Genomic DNA, 25,585 nt, shown 5'->3' with positions numbered 1-25,585 from the left:
GGCGCGGCCTTGGAGGTGGGCTTGGCCCGGGGCGGGGTGAAGGCGGCACGCGAGGAGCCCTTACCGGCCGCGACGACGCGGGTGGCCGCGCGGCTGTCCGGGGACTGGTTGCCCGCCGCGTCCCTGGCCCGCACCGTGTACGCCACCTTCTGACGGGTGCCGCCGGCTGCCGTGGTGTCCTGCCACCGCGTCGCCGTCGCTGGCAGCCCGGCGCGCAGTCGGCCGTCGGCGTAGATGTCGTAGCCGGCCGCGCCCGGGACGCGCTCCCAGCGCAGTGTCGCGCCGTCCAGCCGGATGCGCTGCGGTGCCTTCGGCGGTGCCGTGTCTCCCGAGGCCGCGCCGTACACCGCGAGCTCACCGACCCGGGTCGCACCGACGGCACGCAGGTAGCGCACCGGGGCGCCGCCCAGGCGGAGCGTGACCTCGCCCTTGCGGGCCCGGGCGTCGGACAGCTCGACGAAATCGCGGCCGTTGACGGACCCTTGGAGTTGCACCTGCTGGGCCTTGCCGGGCAGCGAGAGCCGCACCCGGTCCAGGCGGCGGGTGGCCCCGAGGTCGGCCCCTACCCAGTGGGATCTGCTGCCCTTCGCGTAGGTGTCCGGATCGCCGTCCTGCGCGCGGTCGGCGCTCTTGCCGCCGATGCGGACGGGGAGGGGACCGGTGTCCCGGCCGTCGGGGAGGCCGCCGGGGACCGCCCCGGCCGAGGCCGCCTGCCAGCCGGACAGCAGCAGTCCGGCGCTGAGCACGGCGGCCAGCGTGGGCCGCCAGGCCCTGGTGCGTGCCGCGCCTCGACGGGCGCGGGCCGTGCGTTGTGTAGTGCCCATGACATTCCCTTCTGTGGGGGAGGGAGGGCGGCGGCCGTGCCCGGGTCAGGCCCGCAGCCAGACCGCCGTGTCCTGCGGCAGCCCGCCCGACGGTGTCAGGGGGCCGCTCGCCAGCAGGAGTTCTCGGTGCGCGGGGAGCGCCACCTCCGGCGGGCCGAAGTTGACCACGCACAGCACGGTGCCGCCGCCGTCCGGCACGGTTCGCGCGAAGGACAGCACATGGGGTGCCTCCATGGGCAGCCAGCGCAGCCCGCCCGCGTCCCGGAAAGCGCGGCGCAGCCGCAGCGCGGTGCGGTACAGCGAGAGCATCGAGTCCGCGTCACCGGACTGCCGCTCGGCCGCGTAGCGCTCCCAGCCGGCGGGGCGCGGCAGCCAGGACGGCCCGTCACCGTCCGCGCGCCAGGGCAGCGGTACCCGGCAGCCGTCCCGGCCCGGGTCGACACCGCCGGAGCGGGCGTGCATCGGATCCTGGACCCGCTCCGGGGGAATCTCCGCCTCCGGCAGACCCAGCTCCTCGCCCTGGTAGAGGTAGACGGAGCCGGGCAGCGCCAGGCTGAGCAGCGCGGCGGCGCGTGCCCTGCGGGTCCCCAGGTCCAGATCGGTGGGCACCCCGGAGCGCTTCCGCTCGAAGGCGAAGCCGGTGTCCTCCGCCCGCCCGTAGCGGGTGACCGTGCGGGTCACATCGTGGTTGGCCAGCACCCAGGTGGCCGGCGCTCCGACCGGGGCGTGCGCGGCGAGCGTCATATCGATCGACTCGCGCAGCTCGGCCGCGTCCCAGGGGCGGGCGAGGAAGTCGAAGTTGAAGGCGGTGTGCAGCTCGTCGGGGCGCAGATAGCGGGCGAACCGCTCGGGGTCCGGCAGCCAGATCTCACCGATCAGCACGGCGTCGTACTCCTCGGCCAGCCGCCGCCAAGTGCGGTAGATGCCGTGCAGCTCGGGCCGGTCGTGGAACGGGTGCGGGCCGCCGTCAGCGGGCATGTCGGGCAGCCCGTCCGCCTTGGCGAGCAGGGCGGCGCTGTCGATCCGTACGCCCGCCGCGCCGCGCTCGAACCAGAACCGCAGCACCTCCTCGTGCTCCTGGCGCACCTTCGGATGGTTCCAGTTGAGGTCCGGCTGTTCGGGGGTGAACAGGTGCAGGTACCACTGACCGCTCTCGGTGCGCGACCAGGGCACCCCGCCGAACTCGCTCACCCAGTCGTTCGGCGGCTCGGCGGAGGGCGGGCGGAAGTGGAACAGCTCCTGCTCGGGTGAGCCCGGCCCGGCGGCGAGCGCGGCCTTGAACCACGGGTGCTGGTCCGAGACATGGTTGGGCACGATGTCCACGATGGTGCGCAGCCCGAGCGCGCGGGCCTCGGCCAGCAGCGCCTCCGCCTCGGCGAGGGTGCCGAAGGCCGGGTCGATGGTGCGGTAGTCGGCGACGTCGTAGCCGCCGTCGGCGAGCGGTGAGAGGTACCAGGGGGTGAACCACAGGGCGTCCACGCCGAGTTCGGCAAGGTAGGGCAGCCGGGCGCGGACGCCGGCCAGATCGCCGGTGCCGTCGCCGTTCCCGTCGGCGAAGGAGCGGACGTACACCTGGTAGATGGCCGCGCTGCGCCACCATTCCGTGCGGGACAAAGGAGGAGTCCTTTCGTACGGCGAAGTCGTTCGTACGGCGAAGTCCGTGCGTGCGATGCTGGGATGCGGCTGTGTCCAGCGCGTCCCGTCAGCCCTTGAGGCTGCCCGCGCCGAGGCCGGCGACGATCTGCCGCTGGAAGACCAGGAAGAGCGCGATCAGCGGCAGCGAGGCCATCACCAGGCCCGCCACCAGGCTGTTCAGCGGGGTGTCCTGGGCGACGCGCTGGAGGAAGACGCTCAGCGGCTGCTTGGCCGGGTCCGGCAGCACCAGCAGCGGCCAGAGGAAGTCCTTCCACGCGGTGACGACCGACAGGATCGACACCACGGCCAGGATGGGCCGGGACAGCGGCAGCACGATCCGCCACATGGTGCCGAGCGGCCCGGCGCCGTCGATCCGCGCGGCGTCCAGCAACTCGTCGGGGACGCGGTCGAAGAAGTTCTTCAGGATGTAGATGTTGAAGGCGTTGGCGGCGGCGGGCAGCCATACCGCGCTCGGACTGTTGATCAGATTCCGGTCGAACAGCGGGACGTCGACCACGGTGAGGTAGACGGGCACCAGCAGGGCGGTGGCGGGCATCATCAGGGTGACCAGCATCAGACCCAGCACCGCGTTCCCGAACCGGGGCCGCAGCTTGGACAGCGCGTACGCGGCCGGTACCTGCACCGCGAGCTGGACCAGCCAGGCGCCGCCCGCCAGCAGCACCGTGTTGAGGAAGTAGCGGGTCAGGTCCATCTCGCGCCAGGCCCGGGCATAGTTCTCCGGGTGCCAGTGCGCGGGGACGTACGAGGGCGGGTTCTGCGCCAGTTCGGTGGAGGACTTCATCGCGCCGGTCGCGGCCCAGTACAGCGGGACCAGGAAGGCGACGGTGAACAGTGCCAGCGTCACGGCCAGCACCGACCAGTAGACCAGCCGGCCCTTGCGGGTGCGCAGTACGGCGGGACGGACGAGCGTTCGGGGCGAGGCGGCCATCAGTCCTCCCCGGCGCCGCGGGTGAGGCGCAGATACAGGCCGGAGAATCCGGCGAGGACGATCAGCAGCAGCAGGCTGAGCGCACTGGCGGTACCGAAGTCGTTGTAGACGAACGCGTAGCGGTAGACGAGGAACATCACGGTCACCGTCGAGTCCTCCGGGCCGCCGCCCGTCATCACGTACGGCTCGGTGAACACCTGCATCGTCGCGACGACCTGGAGCAGCAGCAGGACCAGCAGGACGAACCGGGTCTGCGGGACGGTGACGTGGCGCAGCCGCTGCCAGATGTTCGCGCCGTCCAGCTCCGCGGCCTCGTACAGCTCGCCGGGGATGGTCTGGAGGGCCGCCAGATAGATCAGCGTGGCGGTGCCCATGTTGGCCCAGGTGGAGACGATCACCAGGGAGACCAGCGAGGTGGAGGAGGAGTCCAGCCAGGCGGAGGTCGGCAGGTGAAGGGTGCGCAGGATCTCGTTGATCAGTCCCGGGCCGGGGTCGTAGAACCATTTCCACATCAGGGCGACCACCACCGGCGGCAGCATCACCGGCAGATAGACCAGGACGCGGAAGTACGCACGGGCGTGCCGGAACTCGTTCAGCAGCACCGCGGTCAGGAACGGCACCAGGAAGCCGAGCACGAGCGCGTACGCGGTGAACAACCCGGTGTTCTTCCAGGCCGTGGCCAGCAGCGGGTCGCGGAACAACTTCTCGAAGTTGTCCCAGCCCGCCCAGGTGTTGCCGGTGGCGAAGTTGACGTGCTGGAAGGCCAGCAGCACATTGCGGACGATCGGCCACCACGAGAAGAGCGCGAAGACCGCCACGGCGGCGCACAGGAAGCCGTACGCGGTCAGATGCTCGCGCACCGAGCGGCGGCGCCGTGCCGCACGTCGCTCACGGGCCGCGGTGACGGACGGCGGGACAACCGGCTTCTCCGGCCGTTCCGGTTTCTCCAGCAGGGGTGCGGCGGCCATCAGGACGCGCTGTAGATCTGGTTGACCTTCTTCTCGGCGGTGTCGAGAAGCTTGTCGATGTCGGCGTCCTTCTTGGTGAGGACCGCCTGCATCGCGCTGTCCAGCACGGCGTAGACCTGCTGCGCCTTGGGGGGTTCGAGTACGCCGGTGGTGCGGGGAGCGGCGTCCATGAACCGCTGGTAGTTGTGGACCGGAACGTTGGCGTGCTTCCGCTTGGCCTTCTCCACCCGGTCGCGCACGGTGCCCTTCCAGATGTCCGGGGTGGGGGGCATGGGCAGCCCGATGGGCAGCTTCGCGTCGAGGTTGTCCTGGATGTTGCGCTCGACGAGGTCGGGGTTGAGGTATTTCCACTGCAGCCACTCGACGCCGGCCTCGATCTTCTCCGGGGAGGCCTTCGGGTTGATCATGTAGCCCTCGCCGCCGATCAGCGTAGCCTTGGCGTCGGGGACGGGCGCGAGACCGAAGTCCTTGTAGTCGCCGCCGAACTGCTTGGCGATGACGGTGATGTTGTCGGCGGCGGAGATGTACATGCCGAGCTTGCCGCTGCCCATCATCCGCTGGACGTCCTCGGCCTGGAGCAGCTGCTTGCTGCCCATCGAGTTGTCCTTCCACCGCATGTCGTGCAAGTCCTGCAGGGTGGCCCTGCCCTCGGCGGAGTTGAACGCGGCCTTCCACTTCCCGTCGTGCTGGGTGGCCATCCGGCCGCCGCGCGAGTACAGCTCCGCGGTGAAGTGCCAGCCGCCCTGGTTGTTCTTGGAGAAGTCGGCGTAGCCGACGGTGTTGTCGCCCAGCTTGGCGATCCTCTTCGCCGCGGCGCGTACGTCCGCCCAGGTCCGCGGCGGCTGGTCCGGGTCGAGTCCGGCCTTCTTGAACAGCGCGCGGTTGTAGAGCAGGCCCATGGAGTAGTTGGCGGTCGGCAGACCGTACTGGCGGCCCTGTTCGTCCTGGAAGACCTTCATCAGCTCGTCCTGGACGTCACCTCGGTGCGGCATGTCCTTGATCTGGTCGGTGATGTCGGCTGCCTGCTTCTTGGCGATCAGATTCCGGGTGTCGGTGAAGTAGACGTAGAAGACGTCCTCCAACTTGCCGCCCGCCAGCTTGGCGTTGAAGGTCTTCGGGTCCATGAAGCCCTCGTGCGGAACGATGTCGATGTCCGGATGGGCCTTCTCGAACTGCTTGACGTGCTTGTCGAAGAGCTTGCGTTCGAATGCCTGGGTCTTCGGCGGCTGCCCGTTGACATCGAGCCGCACCGTGCCGCCCGGCCCGTCGTCCGTGCTGTTGCTGCTGGTGCCACAGCCGGCGAGCGCGGTCAGGGACGCGGCGGTGACGGTGGCGAGCGCGAGGGCGCGGGTTCTCGTGGATGACATCGGTTGACCCCTCTGGGCGACGCTTGAGTGAGCGATGGCGCACACTCAAGCACCGGGACCATGGGAGAGCAAGATGTCGCGCAGAAATTGAAAATTATCGACAGCTCATTGCGCGAGGTTCACCGGCCGGATGCGAGGGGCCCGGTCGAGCCGCGTACCACGAGCTCGGGTTCGAACACGATCTCGTCGCGCACCACTTCCTTGCCGTCGATCTGCGCCGTCAGCAGCTGGATCGCCGTACGGCCCATCGCGTCGATCGGCTGCCGGACGGTCGACAGCGGCGGGTCGGTGACGGTCATCAGCGGCGAGTCGTCGTACCCCACCACCGACACGTCCTCCGGGACCCGCATCCCGCGCCGGCGCGCGGCCCGTACAGCACCCAGGGCGATGATGTCGCTGGCGCAGACGATGCCGGTCACTCCGGCGTCCAGCAGCCGGGACGCCGCCGCGTGGCCGCCCTCCATCGAGTACATCCCGCGCACCACACGCTCCTCGGGCAGCTCGGAGCCCGCGGCGCGCGCCACGGCCTGCGCCGCTGCCAGTTTGCGCCGCGAGGGCATGTGGTCGGACGGGCCGAGGGCCAGGCCGATCCGCTCGTGCCCGAGCGAGGTGAGATGGCGCCACGCCTGCTCCACCGCGACCGCGTCGTCGGTGGAGACGCAGGGGAAGTCGAGCCCGGGCACCAGCGCGTTGACCAGCACGACCGGGAGGTTCCTGTCGTGCAGCAGCCGGTAGTGGTCGTGCGGAGCGTCCGCCTGGGCGTAGAGCCCGCCCGCGAACACCACCCCGGAGACCTGCTGCTGGAGCAGCAGGTCCACATAGTCCGTCTCCTGGATGCCCCCCGGCGTCTGGGTGCACAGCACCGGAGTCAACCCACGCTGGGCGAGCGCACCACCGACGACCTCGGCGAACGCGGGGAAGATCGGGTTCGACAGCTCGGGCAGCACCAGGCCGATCAGCTTGCCGCGCTCACCGCGCAGTTGGGTCGGCCGTTCGTAGCCGAGCACGTCCAGCGCGGTGAGCACCGCCTGCCGGGTGCCCTCCGACACCCCGGGCTTGCCGTTCAGCACCCGGCTGACGGTCGCCTCGGAGACGCCCACCTTCTTCGCCACCTGCGCAAGTCGTCGCGTCATACACGCAAGTCTAGCGCAAATATTGCAAGCGAATTGCGAGAGAGCTCACCGAGTCCGGGCCGTCCAGTCCAGCAGTCGGGCGACCGGCAGGGTGTTGACGACCCGCTCGGCCGGTACGCCGCACTCGGCAGCGCGCACGCAGCCGCCCGCCTGCCAGTCGAGCTGACCGGGCGCGTGCGCGTCGGTGTCGATGGCGAAGCACACTCCCGCGTCCAGGGCCTGCCGCAGCAGCCGGCGGGGTGGATCGCTGCGCTCAGGGCGGCAGTTGATCTCCACCGCGGTCCCGGACTCCGCGCAGGCCGCGAATACCTCCTCCGCGTCGAACTCCGACTCCGGCCGCCGCCTTCCCGACAGCAGCCGACCGGTGCAGTGCCCCAGAACGTCCACCAGCGGGTTCCGGACGGCCCTGACCATGCGCCGCGTCATCCGCTCGCCGGGCATCCGCAGTTCGGAGTGGACCGACGCCACCACCACATCGAGGCGGGCCAGCAACTCCTCCTCCTGGTCGAGGGCGCCGTCCTCCAGGATGTCGCACTCGATGCCCGTCAGCAGCCGGAAGGGCGCCAGTCGCTCGCTCACCCGTGCGACCACGTCCAGCTGGGCGCGCAGCCGGTCGGCCGACAGGCCGCCTGCGACGGTCAGCCGCGGCGAGTGGTCGGTGAGCACGGCCCACTCGTGCCCGAGCGCCTTCGCCGTGGCGGCCATCTCCTCGATGGGACTGCCGCCGTCGGACCAGTCCGAGTGCAGATGACAGTCGCCACGCAGCGCCGCCCGCAGCTCCCGTGCCGCCTCGGGCAGCGCGGCCTCCCGTGCCGGCTCGGCCTCCAGCTTCCCCAGGTACCGCGGTACCTCCCCCGCCAGCGCCTCCCGCACCACCTGCGCGGTCTTGGGCCCCACGCCCTTCAACGACTCCAGGGAGCCGGCCGCCGCCAGCTTCTCGGTCTCCCCCGGCGGCAGCCCGGCCAGCACCCGCGCAGCCGTACGGAAGGCCCGGACCCGGTACGTCGGCGCCTGAGCACGCTCCAGCAGAAACGCGATCCGCTCCAACGCAGCCTGCGGCTCCACACCCGCTCCTCTCCCTGCCCCCAGCCGGCTTCTCCTTCCACGGTGACGCGTCCTTCGCCTCCACGCGCGCCGACCCCGGCACAAGCCCGAGGCACCCCGGTCTCCGCGAAAGCACGGGGCCGCCCCCTCAGGAGCCCGGGGTACCACCCGTCGAGGTGAGCATGTGCGCGTCCAGGGCCAGGGTCATCTCCGTGAGGTCGCGGGGGCGGGAGAGTGCCCTGCCGGTGAGCTGCTCCAGGCGCCGCAGCCGGTTGAAGACCGTGTTGCGGTGGCAGTAGAGCCGCCCGGCGGCCCGGCCGGCCGAGCCCTCGCAGTCGAGCCAGGCCTCGAGGGTCTCCAGCAGCACCGCCCGGTCGGCGGGGTCCTGGGCCAGCAACTCCCCGAATACCTCGGCCACCAGCCGGGCGGCCAGATCCGGCCGGCCGACCACGAGCGCCGCGGGCATCCTGCGGTCGAAGCGCATCACGCCGGTCTCGCCGCGAGGGCAGGTGCGCAGCGCCAGCTCCGCCAGCTGCCGGGCCCACCCCAGCTCGGCCAGCCCCTCCACGACCGGGCTGATCCCGCCGGGGCCGAGGCAGTGCCCGTCGAGCAGTCCTGCCAGCGCATCGAGCCCGGCGCCCTCGGACAGTGCCACGATCCCGACCTCGCAGTCGGCCCGCATCCGCCACACGATGCGCATCCCCGGGTCGCGGATCAGCCGGTGGAACGGCTCGCGCCCCTCGCGCCTGGCCAGCCGCAGAACCACCACGGCGTACCGGCCGTGCTCGGGCATGTCCAGGCCCGCGGCGGCGCGCGAGGTGAGTTCGGGCGCGCACTGGCCGTCGAGCAACGCGTCGAGCAGCGCCCGCAACCGCTCGTCCGTACGGCGGCGCAGTTCCAGTTCGGTCGCGCGGTACGCCTCGGACAGCAGGTCGGTCTGCTCGTCCACCGCGGACCACACCATCGTTCCCGACCGCATCACCACCTCCATGCGCTCGGAGGTCTGCGCGGCTGCGGTCTCCAGCAAGGTCTCCCACACCAGTCGGCCCGCTTCGCGGTAGGCGTGCACCAGCAGTTCGAGCGGCAGGCCCTGCTGTGCGCGGCGTCTGCCGAGGCGTTCCGCGTGCTCCAGGTCGCGGCGCGGCGAGTCGCGCGGGGCCCGGATGGACTCGATCCCGATCCGCAGCGCCTCTTCGGCCTCCTGCCAGTGCTGGTCGTACGGGATGACGCGCCCGTACGCGGTCGAGTGTGCGCCGAGCCGCCGCAGGTACTCCTCCACGAGTTCCGGCAGCCGCTCCAGAAGCGCGCCGCACGTCTCGGCGAGCAGCTTCCAGTCGCGCCCCGTGCGGGGTCTGGTCCCTCCCATGTGCCGGAGGATGGCACCTGCCGGGCGATTCCGGCAGGCCCCTGACGCGGGGCGTTGTGCGCGTGCACAACGGTCCGCGGTCCCGGCTGTACCCCCGCAGCGATTCCGGCCCCGGCAATGGACATACCGACTGGTCGGTGTTGCTGTGAACGCCCACCGGACGAGCGGGCGAAAGGGGAACCATGGGGGGTGCCGCACTCGACGTCACGCGCTTGTCGGCCGGATACGGGCCGGTCCGAGCGCTGCGCGAAGTGACACTCGACGTACCGCAGGGCAGCGTCGTCGCAGTCCTCGGCGGCAACGGGGCAGGCAAGTCCACGCTGCTGCGCGCCATCTCACGCACACTGCCCTACTACGGCGGCGCGTCCAAGGGCGGCTCCGTTCGCTTCGGCGGCGCACCGCTGCACACCCTGACCGCCGACCGGGTGGTCGCGGCCGGCGTGTCACAAGTGCCGGAAGGGCGCCAGGTGTTCGCGCGGATGACCGTTCAGGACAATCTGCGCGCGGGAGCACTCGGCTCCACCGGGGGAAGGGCGGCACGCGCCGCGGCCCTGCGCCGGGTGCACGGGCTGTTCCCCGTACTGGCGCAGCGCGCACACCAGCGTGCGGGGCTGCTCTCCGGCGGCGAACAGCAGCAACTCGCCGTCGCCCGCGCGCTGATGGCCGGGCCCCGGCTGCTGCTGCTGGACGAGCCGTCCCTGGGGCTCGCGCCGATGATGGCCGCCCGTATCGCGGACACCATTCGGCAGATCAACGCGGAGGGCACCTCCGTGCTGCTGGTGGAGCAGAACGCGGCCCTCGCACTGCGGCTGGCCTCCCGCGCCTACGTACTCGAAGTGGGCGAGGTGACCCTCTCGGGGCCCGCCGACGAGCTCGCCGCATCCGACGAGGTGCGCCGCCGCTACCTCGGTGTCGTCGACGAGGACGCGGCCGACGACGCCTTTCGGGTGACGGAGCAGGCGGGTGCGGCCGGACCCGGCGGGAGGCCCCCCGCCCTGACCCGCTGGGTGGGCCCATGACGGCGCCGGCCGCCGAGCCGCTGGAAGTCGGCGGGGTGACCGTCCGGTTCGCGGGACTCACCGCCCTCGACGGGCTCGGCTTCACCGTCGCCCCGGGAACCGTGCATGCCCTCATCGGACCCAACGGAGCGGGCAAGTCGACCTGTTTCAACGTGCTGTCCGGAGTCTGCCGCCCCGCGTCCGGCAGCGTGCGCCTAGGCGAGCGCGAACTGACCGGGCTGCCACCGCACCGCATCGCGGCGCTCGGCGTGGCACGCACCTTCCAGAACCTCGCCCTGCCACCGCGCGCCACCGTCGCCGACACCCTGCTGCTGGGACGGCACGCGCTCACCCGTACGGGCTTCGTCGCCGCGGGGCTGCGTCGGCCCTCCGCCGCCCGCGAGGCGGCCAGGCACCGCGAACGGGTGCGCGAGATCGCCGCGTTCGTCGGACTGGACAAGCAGCTCGGCGCCGTCGCCGGGTCCCTGCCCTACGGACAGCGCAAGCTCACCGAACTGGCCCGCGCCCTGTGCATGGAGCCCAAGCTGCTGCTGCTCGACGAGCCGGTCGCCGGGATGACCGCCGACGAGCGCCGACGCACCGCCGCCGTCATCGCGGGTGTACGGGAGAGCCTCGGCATCTCCATCGTCCTCGTCGAACACGACATGGGAGTCGTGATGCGCCTCGCCGACGCCGTGACCGTCCTGGACTTCGGCCGCCGCATCGCCGAAGGCACTCCGGACCAGGTGCAGAACGATCCCGCCGTGGTGCGCGCCTACCTCGGTGAGACGGACGGGATCGGCGACGCCGGCAGCGGCGCCCCCACGGACAGCGCGGAAGGAACAGCGCCGTGACCACCTTCATCGAACTCCTGCTCGGCGGCGTCTCGCTGGGCTCCGTCTATGCCCTCATCGCGCTGGGCTTCGTGGTGATCTTCCGGGCCACGGAGGTCGTCAACTTCGCCCACGCCTCGCTGCTGCTCGCCGGGGGCTATGTCACCGCCGTGCTCAGCGACGACATCGGCTTCTGGCCCGCGCTGCTCACCGGGATCGCCTCGGGGGCGCTCGTCGGCGCCGCGATCGAGTTCCTGGTGCTGCGCCGCTACCGCGGCTCGGACCACAGCGTCCTGGCCATCGTCACCATCGGCGTGGACATTCTCCTGGTCACCGACCTCACCCGGCGTATCGGCACCGATGTGCTCGCGGTGCGGGACCCGTGGGGGGACCAGTTGCTGACCATCGGCTCCGTCTCCCTCGCCCAGACCCGGGTGGCCGCGCTGCTCGTCGCCGGGCTGCTCATCACGGCGTTCCTACTCGCCTTCCGCTACACCTCCTGGGGCGTGGCGATGCGCGCCGCCGCCGAGAACGCCGGGACGGCCGCCCTCATGGGCATCCGGCTGGGCCGGGTCTCGCTCGGCGCCTGGGCGGTCGCCGGTGGACTGGCCGCCGTCGCCGCGCTCTTCCTCACCGTCTTCCCCACACCCGGACTGGAGCGGGCCACTTCGCTGGCCGCGCTGAAGGCGTTCCCGGCGGCCATTCTCGGCGGGCTCGACTCGACCACCGGAGCCCTGGCCGGCGGGCTGATCGTCGGTGTCACCGAGTCCCTGGCCACCGGCTACCAGAGCGATCTGACCTTCCTCGGGCGGGGACTCGGCGACCTCGCGCCCTACCTGGTGATGATCGCGATTCTGCTCGTGAGGCCCGCCGGGCTGCTCGGCACGAAGGAGACGGCCCGTGTCTGAACCCGCCGAACACACAGCCGTACGCCGCCGCCCGTACGACGGCTCCCGCACCCAGCAGCGCAGGTTCCGCTCCCCCGCTGTTCCGCGCGATCCGCGCGTCTGCCTCTGGGCCGTGGGCACCGTGCTGCTGCTGGCCCTGCCGTTCTATCTGGACAGGTTCTGGCTCCAGGCGGGGCTGTTCGCGATGGCCGCGGCCATCGGCGCCATCGGCATCAACCTGCTGACCGGCGCCACCGGCCAGCTCTCCATGGGCCACGCCTTCTTCCTCGCCGTCGGCGCCTACGGCTACTGCGCCTTCGCGGGAGACGGCGGCGACGGCCTGCTCGGACTCGGCCTGCCCACCTGGCTCGCCGTACCGGCCGCCGTGGCCACCGCGGGCGCCGCCGGCGGGCTCTTCAGCCCCATCGCGGGGCGGCTGCGCGGCGCGTATCTGGGCATCGCCACACTCGCCCTGATCTTCATAGGGCAGCACGTCCTGTTCAACGCCGAGGACCTGACCGGCGGCTTCAACGGGCGCGACGTGCCCCCGCTCAGCGTCTTCGGGCTCACCTTCGACGACGCCGAAGTCACCGTCGCCGCGGTGCCCTTCGGCGCGGCCGAGAAGCTCTGGTACGCGGGCCTCGTCCTGCTGCTGTGCTGCGGTCTGTTCGCCCGCGGTGTGCTGCGCGACCGCCCGGGGCGCGCGCTGAACGCCATTCGCGACCACCGCATCGCCGCCGGGGTGATGGGCGTACCCGTGGCGCGCTACCGCGCCGCCGTCTTCGTACTGTCCTCGATGTACGCGGGCCTGGCGGGAGTGCTGCTCGCCCTCGTCTTCCAGCGCACCGTACCGGACTACTTCGGTATGGCCCTCTCGCTGGAATACCTCGCGATGATCGTCATCGGCGGGCTCGGCTCGGTGTCGGGCGCGGTGCTGGGCGCCGCCCTGGTCGCGCTGCTCCCCCAGTTGCTGACCCGCTACAGCGAGGCGCTGCCACTGGTCTCCGACCCCGGCACCGGCGGCATCGCACCCGGTGAGGCGTCCCGCTATCTGTACGGCGCCGCCGTTGTGGCGGTTGTGCTCTTCCTGCCCGGCGGCTTGGCCTCGCTCACCGCCCGGCGCAGCTCGTCAACCCCAGGGGAGGACCGATGAACCACTCCACACGCCCCGGCCGCGGCCGGACCAGAGCCACCGCGACCGCGCTCGCCGTCCTGCTCGCGCTCACCGCCGCCGCCGGCTGCAGCTCCAAGGCGGCGGACGGCAAGGACGGCAAGCAGGGCGCCGGAGGTGTGAAGACCGGCGACGGCGTGACGGACAAGACGATCGCACTGGGTGCCCTGACCGATCTCACCGGTGTGTACGCCACGCTCGGCAAGAGCGTCACCCAGGCCCAGCGGCTCTATGTGAAGCAGGTCAACGCCGAGGGCGGTATCTGCGGCCGCACACTGAAGTTGACGGTACGGGACCACGGCTACGACCCGCAGAAGGCCGTCGCCGCCTACACCGAACTGGAACCGGACGTGCTGGGCTACGTCCAGTTCATCGGCTCGCCCTTCGTCGCCTCGCTCCGGCAGCGCATCGACCGGCGTGACAAGGCGCTGGTGGTGCCGCAGGCGTGGTCCGCCGAGCTGCTGGGCAGCCCCTACATCCGGGTGGTGGGCTCGACGTACGACATCGAGACCATCAACGCCATCGACTTCCTGATGAAGGAACACGGCCTGAAGAAGGGCGACAAGCTCGGCCACGTCTACTTCGAGGGCGACTACGGCGAAAACGCGCTGGCCGGCTCGCGCCACATGGCGAACAAGTCCGGGCTCGAACTGGTCGAGCAGAAGATCAAGCCGACGGACAACGACATGACGGCCCAGGTGGCGGCGCTGAAGAAGGCCGGGGTCGAGGCCGTCGTCCTCAGCGCCGGACCCCGGCAGGCCGCCTCGCTGGTCGGAGTCGCCGCGGCCCGCAGGCTCTCCGTCCCCGTGATCGGGAACAACTCCGCCTTCTCACCGCAGCTCCTCGGTACCCAGGCGGGCCCGGCCCTGGAGAAGGCGTACTACGTGGCCTCCCCCGCGCTGCCGATCGGTGACGACTCCGAGGGACCCTCGGCGCTCGCCTCCGCCTATGCGAAGGCGTACCCGAAGGACACCCTGGACAACGGCGTCGTCGCCGGCTGGACCGCCGCCTCCACCTACGGGGAGGCCCTCAAGCGGGCGTGCAAGGCCAAGGACCTCACCCGCGAGGGGGTCAGCAAGGCCCTGCGCACGATGGACGACTTCGACGCGGGCTTCGGCAAGCAGGACTTCACCGACCCCGAGGCGCCGTCGTCCGGGCAGAGCGTGATCCTGCGGCCCGACAAGAAGGCCAAGGGCGGCTCGAAGGCCGTCCGCGGCCCCGAGGAGTCCGCGGCGGCGCGCGCGTACGAGCGCGAGCCTCGCTGAGCCGGATCGGGGACCGGGCTCACCGGCTGACGGTCGGTTCCCGGTCCCGCCGCTTCACTGCCCGGAGGTCGTCCTCCGGCGACGCGAGGGCTCGCCCGGCAGGCTCCGCTCCGCGATGGGGGTGCCACGTGGGGGCGGGATGGGCCCGGCGCAGCGGAGGGTGCCCGAGCGGGACGGGGGTGCCCGAACTGGGCCGGAGGGTGCCCGAGCGGGACGGGGCGTGCCCGTATCTGCCCGTTCTTGCACGGGCCTTGACGATGGTCCAGACCTTCGGCACGGTGCTGTGCCGTGAGAGCGCTCACCCACCCCCCACTGCTAAGGAGCGCATCGCCATGTTCCCTGCCGGCAGCAGACGCCGTCGCCCGTTTCTGATGGCGGTGGCCGCCACCATGACGGCACTGGGCGCACTGACGCTGCCCTCGGCCCAGGCCGACGAGGCATCGTCACAGCCGCGCACCCAGGCCACAAAGGACGCACAGATCACACAGGAGGTGTGGCGGACCGACTTCGACGGCGCCGCCGGCTCCCTGCCCTCCTCGGACGACTGGATCATCGACACCGGCCACGGCTATCCCGGCGGCCCGCCCAACTGGGGCACCGGCGAGGTCCAGAACTACACCGACAGGCCCGAGAATCTCCAGCTCGACGGGGCGGGCCACTTGAAGATCACCGCCCTCAAGGAGGGCGACACCTGGACCTCGGCCCGCATCGAGACCAGGCGCACCGACTTCGCGGCGCCCGAGGGCGGCAAGATGCGCATCTCCGCGCGCCTCAAGCTGCCCGAGGTCTCCGGGGACGGTGCGCTGGGCTACTGGCCGGCCTTCTGGACGTTGGGCGCCGACTACCGGGGCAACTACCAGAACTGGCCCGGCATCGGCGAGTTCGACATCATGGAGAACGTCAACGGACAGAGCGCCGCGCACGGCGTCCTGCACTGCGGCGTCAACCCGGGCGGCCCCTGCAACGAGACCCAGGGCCTCGGCAACAGTGCCACCTGCGGCGGCACCTGTCAGGGCGGCTTCCACGAGTTCGCCCTCGAACTCGACCGCACCGGCCCCACCGAAGAGCTGCGCTGGTACCAGGACGGCCGACACTTCCACACCGTACGGGAGTCCGACATGGACGCCGCGACCTGGCAGAAGGCCACCGACCACGGCCACTTCATCCTGCTCAACCTGGCGATGGGCGGCGCCTTCCCCGACGGCGTGGCCGGGCACGCGACACCGACCGCCGCCACCACGCCCGGCGGCTTTCTTCTCGTCGACCACGTCGCCGTGGACATCACCCGACCCGCGGCGTGACAAGCCGCGCAGCGTGACAGACCGCTCGGGTCGTTGAGGGGAGACCCAGCACGGCGGCCCCGCTCCGGTCGAACCGGTGCGGGGCCGCCCGCCGGCAGAACCGCACCGGCCCTGTCGCAGTCGTGGGCTCCGCAGGGTTGGTGGGCCCGCGCGAGGGGTATGGTCCCAGCGGTCTGTGGATGTCGGCTCGGGCCGGAGATCCCATGCGAGCACATCGCCTGGGATGCCCAGTTTGCGTCGCCGTCCAGCACGGTTCCCTTTCGGGGAAGAGCCCCCTGGAGGTCGACGCATGCCCGTTTGGATGCCACGCCCGTCTCTTGCCGCGCTGTTCCTACTGCCTCTCCTGGTGGTCGTACTGCTGTCCGCGCCCGCCTGGCTGACATGGCCTTTTCTGCCGCGGGACCGCCAGCAGTTCGTGTTGGAGGTGCTGGATCGCCTCGTCCGATGGACACGCGCGGCGATCCCCCCGCACCGACGGGCACCGAGCAGCACGAGTACCGGCGTCCGCTCCCTCGCTGGTCGGCGCTCCTGACGGAACGCGTCCGCGCCTCCCCGCGCTCGCCCACACGGCCTCGGGGAGCGAGAGGGCCGGGTCCTCCTGCGCCGCGGGCCCGGCGCTGCCGCCCACAGGCGGAGCCGTAACGTTTCCGCCATGTTGTGGTGGGAGGGTGCACTGATCGCCGTCGCCGGTCTGTGGGCAGGCGCGATCAACACGGTGGTGGGCTCCGGCACGCTTGTGACGTTCCCGGTCCTGGTGGCCCTCGGCCATCCCCCGGTGACGGCCACAACGTCGAACGCGGTGGGACTGATCACCGGAACGATCACCGGCGCGTACGGATACCGGCACGAGCTGGCCGGACAGGCCCGCCGGGTGGCCCGCTACGCGGTGCCCTCGTTCTTCGGAGCCATCGGCGGCACCGCACTGCTGCTGTCGCTGCCCCGTACCGCCTTCGAGGTCATCGTGCCGGGGCTGGTCGCCCTCTCGGTCGTCCTCGTCGCGCTCCAGCCGCTCGCCGCGAAGCGACTGCGGACCCGCGACCCCGCGAAGAGGCGCTCCGGGCCGCTGCTGTACTTCCTCATCTTCCTCATCGGCGTCTACGGCGGCTACTTCACCGCGGCGCAGGGCATCATGCTCGTCGGCGTCATGGGGCTGCTGCTCACCGACTCCTTGCAGAGGCTCAACGCGTTCAAGAACACGCTGACCGCCGTGGTCAACATCGTGGCGGGCGCCATCTACGCCTTCATCGCCCCGATCAGTTGGCCCGTGGTCGGCATACTCGCCGCCAGTTCCACGCTGGGCGGGCTGCTGGGCGCGAAGGTCGGACGCAAGCTCCCGCCTACGGTGCTGCGCGGAACTGTCGTGGTCATCGGTGTCGCGGCAGTCGTCCGGCTGCTCGTCTAGTGATCGGACGGCGGTCCGCACGGAGCGGGGGCGGACCTCCGCACGGGAGGCGGTCCGGACGGCGGCGGGCGCCGGGCCGACCCTGCCCACCGCCGGGGCATCTCCGCGCTCAGGAGCCCTTGAGCGTGTACTTGCACCCCTGGGAACTCTGTCCCCCGGCGTTCTCGTCCACCTTCTTGCCGTCGACCTTGAGGACGCACGGGGGGAAGACGAACTTGCCGTCGGCCCCCTTCACGGCCTGTGGTGTCACATACAGCTGCACGCCCTCCTTCAGCTGAGCCCCTTCGAGCGTGACCTGAGCCGTCTTCTTCCATGGCAGGGTCGCCGTCTCGAAGTGGCTGGTGCCGTCCGCCCACCCGATCTGCGAGGAACCGGTGCCCGACACCTGGAGGGTCACCTCATGGGTCTCGGGCGGCCCCCACTTGTCCTTCGGCGTCGCCGCCGCAGCCGGCTTGTCATCGCTCTCCTCATTGCCGTCCGAGCCACCGCCGCAGCCGGTCACCAGAACGCCAACCATGACCCAGGCCGCCCCCGCGACTGTCCTGCGCACGTTCTTCTCCTCTGTGTCAACGGCCAAGCACTTCCCAGGACTCGACGGGTGAGCCTAGTGGGGTCGGAGCCCATGGATGGGCATATTGAGCAGGGAGAGAGAGATCTGACTCCCATACGAGCGAATCGGCATATGCCCGGGGTCTCCGCCCCGGTGAGCAGCGCGGATCCGTGACGGACCGGCCAGGGCCGCTGAGCGACAGGCGCACTCCGAATCAGCGCAGGGGAGGCCGAGTTCGCTGCTCTGTACATGCACCGGGGATCGACCCGCCGAAGGCTCGCGCCACGGCCGGATCCGGTGTGCGCACCCCCTTGCGGAACGCGGGCTCCGCACTAACCTCCGTGGGAGCGCTTCCACTTGGCCGACACAAGCACCGTGTCGCACCTATGGGAGCGGTTCCATGCCACGGGGGGCCCACGGGAACCCGAGCGGGAGCCCGGCCGCAGGAGGGCCGGAGGATCCGCGAGGGAACGTCCCGCACCGCAACAACCGTTGGAGGGAACACTTCATATGAAACAGCTCGCCGATCGACACCGCGGCAGTCGTCGCAACAGCAGAGCCGGCCGGCTCATCGGCACCGTCACCACCGCTCTCGCCCTCACCCTCGGCCCGCTCGGTGCGGCCGGCTTCGCGCAGGAGTCCGGCTCCGACGTACAGGCCAAGCTGGACAACCCCTATGAGGGTGCGCAGTTATACGTGAACCCGGACTGGTCCGCGAAGGCCGCCGCCGAACCCGGCGGCGACGCCGTCGCCGACGAGGGCACCGGCGTATGGCTCGACCGCATCGCGGCGATCGAGGGCAACGCGGAGGCCATGGGCCTGCGGGAGCATCTCGACACCGCGCTGCAGCAGGCCGACGGCAAACCGATCGCCGTCCAACTGGTCATCTACGACCTGCCCGGTCGCGACTGTGCGGCCCTCGCCTCCAACGGCGAACTCGAACCGGAGGAGATCGGGCGGTACAAGAACGACTACATCAACCCGATCCGCGACATCCTGCGGGAGTACTCCTCGCGCAGCAACCTGCGGGTCGTGACGACGATCGAGCCGGACTCGCTGCCGAACCTCGTCACCAACACCAGCGGGCGGCCCACCGCCACCCCGGAGTGCGACGAGATGAAGCGGAACGGCAACTACGTCGAGGGCGTCGGCTACGCCCTCGCACAGCTCGGCGCGATCGACAACGTCTACAACTACGTCGACGCCGGTCACCACGGCTGGCTCGGCTGGGACAGCAATCTGCAGCCGGCGGCGGACGTCATGTTCGATGCCGCCAACGCGGCCGGCGCCACGCCCGCCGACGTCCACGGCTTCATCGTCAACACCGCCAACTACAGCGCGCTGAAGGAGGAGAACTTCTCCCTCACCGACTCGGTCAACGGCCAGCCGGTACGGCAGTCGAAGTGGGTGGACTGGAACCAGTACCTGGACGAGCTCAGCTTCGCGCAGGGCTTCCGCCAGGCCGCCGTCTCCGCCGGCTTCCCGTCCGACATCGGCATGCTCATCGACACCTCCCGCAACGGTTGGGGCGGTTCCGAGCGACCCACCGGTCCCGGCCCCAGGACGTCGGTCGACGCATACGTCGACGGCGGGCGCTACGACCGCCGCATCCACCTGGGCAACTGGTGCAACCAGGCCGGTGCCGGTCTCGGTGAGCGCCCGCAAGCCTCCCCGGCCGCCGGGATCGACGCGTATGTGTGGATGAAGCCGCCAGGTGAGTCCGACGGCTCCAGCACCGAGATCCCGAACGACGAGGACAAGGGTTTCGACCGCATGTGCGACCCCACCTACCAGGGCAACGCACGCAACGGCTACAACCCCTCCGGAGCGCTGCCGGACGCTCCGATCTCCGGCAAGTGGTTCCCGGCCCAGTTCCAGCAGCTGCTGAAGAACGCTCACCCCCCGGTGTCCTGAGAGCGGCCCGGCCGGTGTTCTGACCGGCTCCCTCCCCAGAACACCGCACGGACGGGCCGACTCCCCACCCACCGACGACGGCCGGGCCCCGCACCACGGGCCCGGCCGTCCCGTACCGCAGAGGCGGACTTCACCGACGGGGCTCGCTGATCCATAGTCGAGTCATGAGCGTCTCACCAGATCATCCTCGCCGCGTCTTCGGAGTCCGCGAGGCAGCAGCCGCGGTACTGACCGCGACGGTCGCCCTGTACATCGCGCTGGTCGCTTTCGGGAACATCACGGACTTCGACACCAACAGGCAGTTCGTACGCCATGTGCTGGCGATGGACACCACCTTCCGGGACGAGGACCTGATGTGGCGCGCGATCACCTCTCGTGCGTGGCAGGACGCGGCCTACGTCGCGATCATCGTCTGGGAGACGGTGGCCGCGCTGGTGCTGATCGCCGCGACCTGGCTGTGGCTTCGGCGGCGCGACCTGCGACGGGCCCGCCTGCTGTCCAGCGCCGGCCTGCTGATGCTCCTGCTGCTGTTCGGAGCGGGCTTCATCGCAGTGGGCGGCGAGTGGTTCGCCATGTGGCAGTCCGACAAGTGGAACGGGCTGGATGCCGCCATCCGCGTCGTCCTGCTGAGTGGGCTGGCCCTGCTGACGGTGCACTCCACGGGCGACCGCTCCGGCCCGGCACGGTCCGGCTAAGCCGGGGAAGCCGTTTCCGATGCGGCGCGCCGGCTCCCGGTGCTGCCCGGCCCGAGCGGCGCGCTCCTCGCAGGCTAAAGTCTCCGACCAGGCCTGACCTGGGAATCGGCGCCGCCCGCGGCGGCTCGTGCTGGGTGGGCACGGACGGCACCGGAAGCTCAGGAGAAGCGCGGACGATGGACTACCAGGCAGTGCTCGACGAGGTGGCGGCCACCGTGGCGCCTCAGGTCGGCCGCGGGCAGGCAGCCGGGTACATTCCAGCGCTGGCCGCGGTGGACCTGGGCGGCTTCGGTATGGCGGTCGCGGATGTGGACGGCTCGGTCACCGGGGTCGGCGACTGGGAGGTGCCCTTCTCCGTGCAGAGCATCTCCAAGACCTTCAGCCTGGCGCTCGTGCTGGCCCAGGACGGCGAGAGCCTGTGGCGACGCGTGGGACGGGAGCCGTCCGGCACCCCCTTCAACTCCCTGGTGCAGCTGGAGTACGAGAACGGCATCCCGCGCAACCCCTTCATCAACGCGGGGGCGCTGGTGGTCACCGATCGGCTGCAGTCGCTCACCGGTGACGCCGGCACCGCCATGCTGGAATTTCTGCGCACCCAGAGCGACAACACCGCGGTCGCCTTCGACCCGGCCGTGGCCTCCTCCGAGTCCGAACACGGCGACCGCAACGCGGCCCTGGCGCACTTCATGGCCAGCTACGGCAATCTGGACAACCCCGTCCCGACGGTGCTGGAGCACTACTTCTGGCAGTGCTCGATCTCCATGAGCTGCCGCGATCTGGCGCTCGCCGGCTCCTTCCTGGCCCGGCACGGAGTGGGTTCGGACGGCTCCCGACTGCTGCCCGCCCGCGAGGCCAAGCGGATCAACGCCGTCATGCTCACCTGTGGCACCTACGACGCGGCGGGCGACTTCGCGTACCGGGTGGGGCTTCCCGGCAAGAGCGGCGTCGGCGGCGGCATCCTCGCGGTGGTCCCGGGCCGGTGCACCCTGTGCGTGTGGAGCCCCGGCCTCGACCTGCGCGGCAACTCGGTGGCCGGGGTGGCGGCGCTGGACGCGTTCACCTCGCTGACCGGCTGGTCGGTGTTCTGAGCCGCAGCCAGTCGGCCGGTGTTTCGCACCGCTTCGGGGAGTGGCCGTTGACTCCCGTAGTACCGATCGGTACGCTCCCTTGAGTACCGAACGGTACGTCGCCAGTTCGCGGGCCCTGAGCAGGCCCTCCGGCCGTCATGAGAAGGAGCGCGACATGGAAGCGCGGTCACCGGCAGGACAGCGCGTCTGGAATGTCGCCTGCGACCTGTTCTACCGAGAAGGCATCCGCTCAGTCGGCGTCGCGGAGATCGCGGAGCGCTCCGGAGTGGGGAAACCGAGCATCTACCGGAACTTCGAGTCGAAGGACCGCCTCGCGGTCGCCTATGTGGAGGCACAGGCAGCACCTCCGCGTACCTGGCTGGAGGAGGCGCGCGCCGCCTGCCCGGACGATCCGTCGGCCCAACTGGAGTATGTGATCGGAGCCATCGCCGACCGGATCAGCGAACCGGACTTCCGCGGCTGTCCGCTGGCCAACGCCTGCGTCGAGTTCCCCGACCGCGAGCACCCGGTGCACCGGAAAGCCGGCGCGTTGAAGGCCGAGTACCTGGAGATGCTGGTCGAACTCATCGCCCCGCTGCCGGTCCGCGACCCGCAAGGGCTGGCCTACATGCTCCAGATGCTGGTGGAAGGCGCCAACGTCACCACCCAGATCTTCTCCGCGGACCGCTCCGCCGCCGCGCTCAAGGAAGCGGCGGCCCGCATCGTCCGCTCCTACCTGGACCAGTGAGCGGACCAGCAACCGAATCCGACACCCACTCCCTACCGAGGACCCGAACAGCCCATGAGCACCACCACCCTGCCCTCCCCCGCCGACGCCTCCCTCCGCACCCACGCGGAACAGCTCATACGCGGCCGTCGCGCCATCCGCGCCTTCCGTCCCGATCCCGTACCGGACGAAACGCTCCGCTCCGTGTTCTCCCTGGCAGGCGCCGCCCCGTCCAACTCCAACACCCAGCCGTGGTGCGTCGAAGTGGTCAGCGGCAGTGCACGCGACCGGCTCGGTGCGGACCTGCGGGTCGCACACGAAGCCGGCCGGATGACGCCGGACTACCCCTACGACGAGGCCATGTACAGCGACATCCACAACGAGCGACGAGCTGCGGCAGGCGCTGCGATGTACGGGGCCCTCGGTATCGGCCGTGAGGACCACGCCGCACGCGCCGCGTACGACGTCGAGAGCCTGGACTTCTACGGGGCACCACACGTCGCCCTGCTGTTCCTGCCCTCCAGCGCGGAGGTGCGGATGGCCGCCGACGTCGGCATGTACGGCCAGACGCTGCTCCTCGCGCTGACCGCACACGGCATCGCGAGCTGTCCGCAGGGCCTCCTCAGCTTCTACGCCGACACGGTGCGCCGCTCCCTGGACGTGCCGGAGGACCGGAAGCTGCTGCTCGGCATCTCCTTCGGCTACGCGGACCCGTCCGCCCCGGTCAACAGCATCACCGTCCCGCGCGCGGATCTGAGCGAGACCACCCGATTCACCGAGTAGCGCCGCGGCCCGGTGGGGCGGGGCTCAGCCGCAGTTGAGCCCCGCCTCGGGGCCCGGCTCGCCCGGCGCACGGCTCATTGGGGTACGAGCTGATCCGCGAGGTGCGCAGGGGTGGTGCGCACAGAAGCGCACGCCGGGCAAAAGTGAGCGGCGCGTGGCCGTTCGCTGCCCGTATTCGGTGCAGCGGACGTGCGCGCCCCCTGCCTCACGCTGTGCGCCCCGATGCCCCCGCTCCGCACTCTCGGGGGATCATCTGCTTGCATTCTTGCTTTCTCTCACCGGTGTTCCTCGAATGGGTACGCCGCATCAGCGCGATGTGACGACCCTCGATACCGACGGCGTTGCGGGAATCGGAGTCGAGAGGTACTCGGACACGATCGAATCACTTGGACAGGCCCTGGTGACTCCTCGACCGAAATCCTCGCCGACCGCGGCCCGGAGCAGGCTGAAAGAGAGTGAGCCGGTATGACGAGTCGAACGATCCCCCCGAAAATCGAGGAAAAGGAGGAGACAACTCCCCGGGCAACTCCGCAGCGCTCCCTGAACTCCTGCACCGAGTGGGACCCGCTCAAGGAAGTGGTCGTGGGAACGCTCGCGGGCGGGGTGTTCCCCACGTGGCAGGACTCGATGGCCCATGTCGTGCCCGAGACGGCCCGCGCCGTCTTCCAGGAACGCGGCGGCCTTCCCTTCCCGGCCGCTCACCTTGAGGCCGCCGAAGCCGAGTTGGACACGCTGGCCGAGGTCCTGACCGCTGAGGGCGTCAACGTCCTGCGGCCTGCTGCCATGGATCATCAGCAGTCGTTCCGGACACCGGCGTGGGAGAGCACCGGCGGACTGTACGCGGGGATGCCCAGGGATCTGCTGATGGTCGTCGGGGACGCCCTGATCGAGGCACCGATGTCCTGGCGGTGCCGCCACCACGAGGTCGACGCCTTCCGTTCCCTGATCAAGTCCTACTTCCGGCGCGGAGCCCGATGGCTGCCCGCTCCGCGCCCGCAGCTGGTCGACGAGCTGTACCGCACCCCGTCGGGCGACCGCGCGAACGGTGGCAGGTGGGCCGTCACCGAGTTCGAGCCGGTCTTCGACGCGGCCGATTTCCTCCGCTTCGGTACGGACGTGGTGGCCCAGCGCAGCCATGTGACCAACCAGTTCGGCATCGACTGGGTGCGGCGGAGCCTCGGCGAGGACTTCACCGTCTCCGTCATCGAGACGGACGACCCGCACGCCATGCACATCGATGCCACGCTGGCGCCGTTGGCTCCCGGAAAGCTGCTGGTGCATCCCGAACGCTATGTGCACTGCGACCTGTTCGACGGGTGGGAGATCCGGCCGGCGCCACAGCCCACGCTGCCGGACAGCTGGCCCATGTACTTCTGCAGTCCGTGGGTCAGCATGAACGTCCTGTCACTCGACCCGGAGACCGTGGTGGTGGAGCGCCAGGAACTGCCGCTGATCGAAGCCCTCACGGACTGGGGGTTCCGCTGCGTTCCCGTCGACTTCCGCCATGTCTACAGCTTCGGCGGCTCCTTCCACTGCGTCACCTTGGACACCGTGCGCGAGGGCGGAGCTCACAAGTATCTGGCCTGATCCGCGGGCCCGCCGTCCCTGCCCGTCATTCCTCGCGGGGCGGCCCACTGGTGTCCCGGATCACCAGCTTCGGGTCGATGACTGCCTCTTGTGGTTCGAGCGTCTTGTTGTCGAGCCGGCGCACCGCGAAGCGGACCGCGTGCTCGGCCATCTGCACAGCGTCCTGACGCACTGTCGTCAGGCCGACGGGCATGAGGTGGGAGAGGTGGCTGTCGTCGTAGCCGACGACGGACACCTCTCCCGGGACCTCGACACCGGCCCGACCGAAGGCCATCAACAGCCCCATGGCGCACCGGTCGTTGGCCGCCAGTACCGCGGTGGGCAGCGGTTGTCCGGCGTCGCGTTCCGCGACCAGGAGCCGTCCGGCGTCGATGCCCGACTCCTCGGTGTGGCTGCCCGGGATCACCCGGATGTCGGACGCCAGCCCGTGCCGACGCATGGCGGCGCGGTAGGCACGTCGGCGTTCGACCGAGCCGGGGCCGCGGCCGCCGTCGATGTGCACGATGCGGCGGTGCCCCTTCTCGACGAGGTGGTCCATGGCCTGTCGTACGCCTTTGCCCTCGGCGCTGTGGACGACGTCGATCAGCGATCCGGGCGTCCGGCGGCTGACCGAGACGGCCACCGTGCGCCTTCCGAGCGCGTCGAGGTCCGCGGCCGACGAGTCCGGCCCGAGCAGGATCACCGCTTCGCAGCGGTGGCTGAGCAGCGCCTCGACGGCCTTCGGCTCCCCCCGGCCCTGACCTGTCGCGGAGAGCAGTACGTCGTAGCCGTGGCACTCGGCCTCGGCATAGATCCCGTCGATGAGATCGGCGTGGAAGGTCTGGTGCACGGTGAACATCACGCCCAGGGCCCGGCTGCGACCACGGGCCAGGAGGCGGGCGGCGCTGTCGGGCCGGTAGCCGAGCTCGTCGGCCACCCGCAGCACCCGTTCGCGGGTCTCCTGGCCGGCTCCCGGCTGGTTGCGGAAGACGATCGAGACCAGTGCCCGGGAGACGCCTGCCTTCGAGGCGACGTCCGCCATCGTGGGACGCTGTTTGCCCGTCGCTGCCACCTGTCGTCTCACTCTCCCGCTCTCCCGCGGTCCTGCGGTGTCTCCGCGGCCCCCCGGTTCCTCCGAGC

At 70.8% G+C, this 25,585-nt stretch carries 22 protein-coding genes; 13 read left to right on the top strand and 9 right to left on the bottom strand.

Going from position 1 to position 25,585, the window contains the following annotated elements; genetic code table 11:
- Positions 1-869 precede the first annotated feature (869 nt).
- The 7 genes from JW613_RS20610 to JW613_RS20580 all read right to left on the bottom strand — a co-directional run bounded on the left by JW613_RS20610 (position 870) and on the right by JW613_RS20580 (position 9,286).
- Positions 870-2,438 (bottom strand): glycoside hydrolase family 13 protein, encoded by a 1,569-nt coding sequence (locus tag JW613_RS20610; protein ID WP_209212307.1) that lies wholly within the window; start codon positions 2,436-2,438, stop codon positions 870-872.
- Positions 2,439-2,526: 88 nt separating this feature from the next.
- Entirely contained in the window at positions 2,527-3,408 is an 882-nt protein-coding gene (locus JW613_RS20605; RefSeq protein WP_209212306.1) for a carbohydrate ABC transporter permease, read from the bottom strand.
- The gene (locus JW613_RS20600; protein ID WP_372447969.1) at positions 3,408-4,376 is read right to left on the bottom strand and encodes a carbohydrate ABC transporter permease; all 969 of its coding nucleotides are present in this window, start codon (positions 4,374-4,376) and stop codon (positions 3,408-3,410) included. Before JW613_RS20600 ends, JW613_RS20605 begins: the two co-directional genes overlap by 1 nt.
- Positions 4,376-5,743, bottom strand: a complete 1,368-nt coding sequence (locus JW613_RS20595; protein WP_209212305.1) for an ABC transporter substrate-binding protein — start codon at positions 5,741-5,743, stop codon at positions 4,376-4,378. Before JW613_RS20595 ends, JW613_RS20600 begins: the two co-directional genes overlap by 1 nt.
- Before the next feature lie 119 nt (positions 5,744-5,862).
- On the bottom strand, positions 5,863-6,876 hold the full coding sequence (locus JW613_RS20590; protein WP_209212304.1) for a LacI family DNA-binding transcriptional regulator: 1,014 nt from the start codon (positions 6,874-6,876) through the stop codon (positions 5,863-5,865).
- 45 nt (positions 6,877-6,921) lie between these two features.
- Positions 6,922-7,941, bottom strand: coding sequence for a PHP domain-containing protein (locus JW613_RS20585; RefSeq protein WP_209212303.1), 1,020 nt, complete (start codon positions 7,939-7,941; stop codon positions 6,922-6,924).
- A gap of 127 nt (positions 7,942-8,068) precedes the next feature.
- Positions 8,069-9,286 carry a PucR family transcriptional regulator gene (locus tag JW613_RS20580; RefSeq protein ID WP_209212302.1) on the bottom strand — a complete coding sequence of 406 codons (1,218 nt, stop codon included), beginning with the start codon at positions 9,284-9,286 and terminating at the stop codon, positions 8,069-8,071.
- Positions 9,287-9,468: 182 nt separating this feature from the next.
- Between JW613_RS20580 and JW613_RS20575 the strand changes: the two genes are divergently transcribed.
- The 7 genes from JW613_RS20575 (at position 9,469) to JW613_RS20545 (ending at position 17,143) form a co-directional block, all read left to right on the top strand.
- Positions 9,469-10,305 carry an ABC transporter ATP-binding protein gene (locus tag JW613_RS20575; protein ID WP_209212301.1) on the top strand — a complete coding sequence of 279 codons (837 nt, stop codon included), beginning with the start codon at positions 9,469-9,471 and terminating at the stop codon, positions 10,303-10,305.
- A complete protein-coding gene (locus tag JW613_RS20570) occupies positions 10,302-11,138 on the top strand; it encodes an ABC transporter ATP-binding protein (protein WP_209212300.1) in 837 nt (278 codons plus the stop codon). Before JW613_RS20575 ends, JW613_RS20570 begins: the two co-directional genes overlap by 4 nt.
- On the top strand, positions 11,135-12,025 hold the full coding sequence (locus JW613_RS20565) for a branched-chain amino acid ABC transporter permease (protein ID WP_099877577.1): 891 nt from the start codon (positions 11,135-11,137) through the stop codon (positions 12,023-12,025). The genes JW613_RS20570 and JW613_RS20565 overlap by 4 nt, the downstream gene beginning before the upstream one ends.
- A gap of 112 nt (positions 12,026-12,137) precedes the next feature.
- Positions 12,138-13,157: a branched-chain amino acid ABC transporter permease gene (locus JW613_RS20560; protein WP_185019285.1), complete on the top strand. Its 1,020-nt coding sequence runs from the start codon at positions 12,138-12,140 to the stop codon at positions 13,155-13,157.
- Positions 13,154-14,440 (top strand): ABC transporter substrate-binding protein, encoded by a 1,287-nt coding sequence (locus JW613_RS20555; RefSeq protein WP_209212298.1) that lies wholly within the window; start codon positions 13,154-13,156, stop codon positions 14,438-14,440. The genes JW613_RS20560 and JW613_RS20555 overlap by 4 nt, the downstream gene beginning before the upstream one ends.
- A gap of 332 nt (positions 14,441-14,772) precedes the next feature.
- On the top strand, positions 14,773-15,741 hold the full coding sequence (locus tag JW613_RS20550; RefSeq protein WP_209212297.1) for a glycoside hydrolase family 16 protein: 969 nt from the start codon (positions 14,773-14,775) through the stop codon (positions 15,739-15,741).
- Positions 15,742-16,393: 652 nt separating this feature from the next.
- Positions 16,394-17,143, top strand: coding sequence for a sulfite exporter TauE/SafE family protein (locus JW613_RS20545; protein ID WP_209212296.1), 750 nt, complete (start codon positions 16,394-16,396; stop codon positions 17,141-17,143).
- A gap of 109 nt (positions 17,144-17,252) precedes the next feature.
- On the opposite strand, the gene JW613_RS20540 is transcribed toward JW613_RS20545, so the two are convergent.
- Positions 17,253-17,693 carry a hypothetical protein gene (locus JW613_RS20540; RefSeq protein WP_209212295.1) on the bottom strand — a complete coding sequence of 147 codons (441 nt, stop codon included), beginning with the start codon at positions 17,691-17,693 and terminating at the stop codon, positions 17,253-17,255.
- A gap of 510 nt (positions 17,694-18,203) precedes the next feature.
- Here JW613_RS20540 and JW613_RS20535 point away from each other — a divergent pair.
- The 6 genes from JW613_RS20535 to JW613_RS20510 all read left to right on the top strand — a co-directional run bounded on the left by JW613_RS20535 (position 18,204) and on the right by JW613_RS20510 (position 24,466).
- The gene (locus JW613_RS20535; RefSeq protein ID WP_209212294.1) at positions 18,204-19,607 is read left to right on the top strand and encodes a glycoside hydrolase family 6 protein; all 1,404 of its coding nucleotides are present in this window, start codon (positions 18,204-18,206) and stop codon (positions 19,605-19,607) included.
- 164 nt (positions 19,608-19,771) lie between these two features.
- On the top strand, positions 19,772-20,302 hold the full coding sequence (locus tag JW613_RS20530; RefSeq protein ID WP_209212293.1) for a DUF2165 domain-containing protein: 531 nt from the start codon (positions 19,772-19,774) through the stop codon (positions 20,300-20,302).
- A 176-nt stretch (positions 20,303-20,478) separates the two neighbouring features.
- Positions 20,479-21,390 (top strand): glutaminase, encoded by a 912-nt coding sequence (locus JW613_RS20525; RefSeq protein WP_209212292.1) that lies wholly within the window; start codon positions 20,479-20,481, stop codon positions 21,388-21,390.
- A 154-nt stretch (positions 21,391-21,544) separates the two neighbouring features.
- Entirely contained in the window at positions 21,545-22,117 is a 573-nt protein-coding gene (locus JW613_RS20520; protein WP_209212291.1) for a TetR/AcrR family transcriptional regulator, read from the top strand.
- A gap of 54 nt (positions 22,118-22,171) precedes the next feature.
- Complete coding sequence (locus tag JW613_RS20515; protein WP_209212290.1) at positions 22,172-22,879, top strand: nitroreductase; 708 nt, start codon at positions 22,172-22,174, stop codon at positions 22,877-22,879.
- 465 nt (positions 22,880-23,344) lie between these two features.
- A complete protein-coding gene (locus JW613_RS20510) occupies positions 23,345-24,466 on the top strand; it encodes an amidinotransferase (protein WP_245226007.1) in 1,122 nt (373 codons plus the stop codon).
- A 25-nt stretch (positions 24,467-24,491) separates the two neighbouring features.
- Here JW613_RS20510 and JW613_RS20505 read toward each other — a convergent pair whose 3' ends face one another.
- Positions 24,492-25,487: a LacI family DNA-binding transcriptional regulator gene (locus JW613_RS20505; RefSeq protein ID WP_209212289.1), complete on the bottom strand. Its 996-nt coding sequence runs from the start codon at positions 25,485-25,487 to the stop codon at positions 24,492-24,494.
- Positions 25,488-25,585 lie beyond the last annotated feature (98 nt).

The sequence above is a fragment of the Streptomyces smyrnaeus genome (genome assembly GCF_017676345.1).
In the GTDB taxonomy this organism is placed as follows: domain Bacteria; phylum Actinomycetota; class Actinomycetes; order Streptomycetales; family Streptomycetaceae; genus Streptomyces; species Streptomyces smyrnaeus.
This window is presented reverse-complemented; position numbering and strand designations above follow the sequence as displayed.

Bases quoted from the DNA above. Each gene is read 5' to 3' on its own strand.
- JW613_RS20535 (WP_209212294.1), top strand. From the start codon at position 18,204: ATGAAACAGCTCGCCGATCGACACCGCGGCAGTCGTCGCAACAGCAGA.
- JW613_RS20510 (WP_245226007.1), top strand. From the start codon at position 23,345: ATGACGAGTCGAACGATCCCCCCGAAAATCGAGGAAAAGGAGGAGACA.
- JW613_RS20530 (WP_209212293.1), top strand. From the start codon at position 19,772: ATGAGCGTCTCACCAGATCATCCTCGCCGCGTCTTCGGAGTCCGCGAG.
- JW613_RS20575 (WP_209212301.1), top strand. From the start codon at position 9,469: ATGGGGGGTGCCGCACTCGACGTCACGCGCTTGTCGGCCGGATACGGG.
- JW613_RS20600 (WP_372447969.1), bottom strand. From the start codon at position 4,376: ATGGCCGCCGCACCCCTGCTGGAGAAACCGGAACGGCCGGAGAAGCCG.
- JW613_RS20590 (WP_209212304.1), bottom strand. From the start codon at position 6,876: ATGACGCGACGACTTGCGCAGGTGGCGAAGAAGGTGGGCGTCTCCGAG.
- JW613_RS20545 (WP_209212296.1), top strand. From the start codon at position 16,394: ATGTTGTGGTGGGAGGGTGCACTGATCGCCGTCGCCGGTCTGTGGGCA.
- JW613_RS20605 (WP_209212306.1), bottom strand. From the start codon at position 3,408: ATGGCCGCCTCGCCCCGAACGCTCGTCCGTCCCGCCGTACTGCGCACC.
- JW613_RS20580 (WP_209212302.1), bottom strand. From the start codon at position 9,286: ATGGGAGGGACCAGACCCCGCACGGGGCGCGACTGGAAGCTGCTCGCC.
- JW613_RS20555 (WP_209212298.1), top strand. From the start codon at position 13,154: ATGAACCACTCCACACGCCCCGGCCGCGGCCGGACCAGAGCCACCGCG.
- JW613_RS20550 (WP_209212297.1), top strand. From the start codon at position 14,773: ATGTTCCCTGCCGGCAGCAGACGCCGTCGCCCGTTTCTGATGGCGGTG.
- JW613_RS20520 (WP_209212291.1), top strand. From the start codon at position 21,545: ATGGAAGCGCGGTCACCGGCAGGACAGCGCGTCTGGAATGTCGCCTGC.
- JW613_RS20570 (WP_209212300.1), top strand. From the start codon at position 10,302: ATGACGGCGCCGGCCGCCGAGCCGCTGGAAGTCGGCGGGGTGACCGTC.
- JW613_RS20595 (WP_209212305.1), bottom strand. From the start codon at position 5,743: ATGTCATCCACGAGAACCCGCGCCCTCGCGCTCGCCACCGTCACCGCC.
- JW613_RS20515 (WP_209212290.1), top strand. From the start codon at position 22,172: ATGAGCACCACCACCCTGCCCTCCCCCGCCGACGCCTCCCTCCGCACC.
- JW613_RS20525 (WP_209212292.1), top strand. From the start codon at position 20,479: ATGGACTACCAGGCAGTGCTCGACGAGGTGGCGGCCACCGTGGCGCCT.
- JW613_RS20505 (WP_209212289.1), bottom strand. From the start codon at position 25,487: ATGGCGGACGTCGCCTCGAAGGCAGGCGTCTCCCGGGCACTGGTCTCG.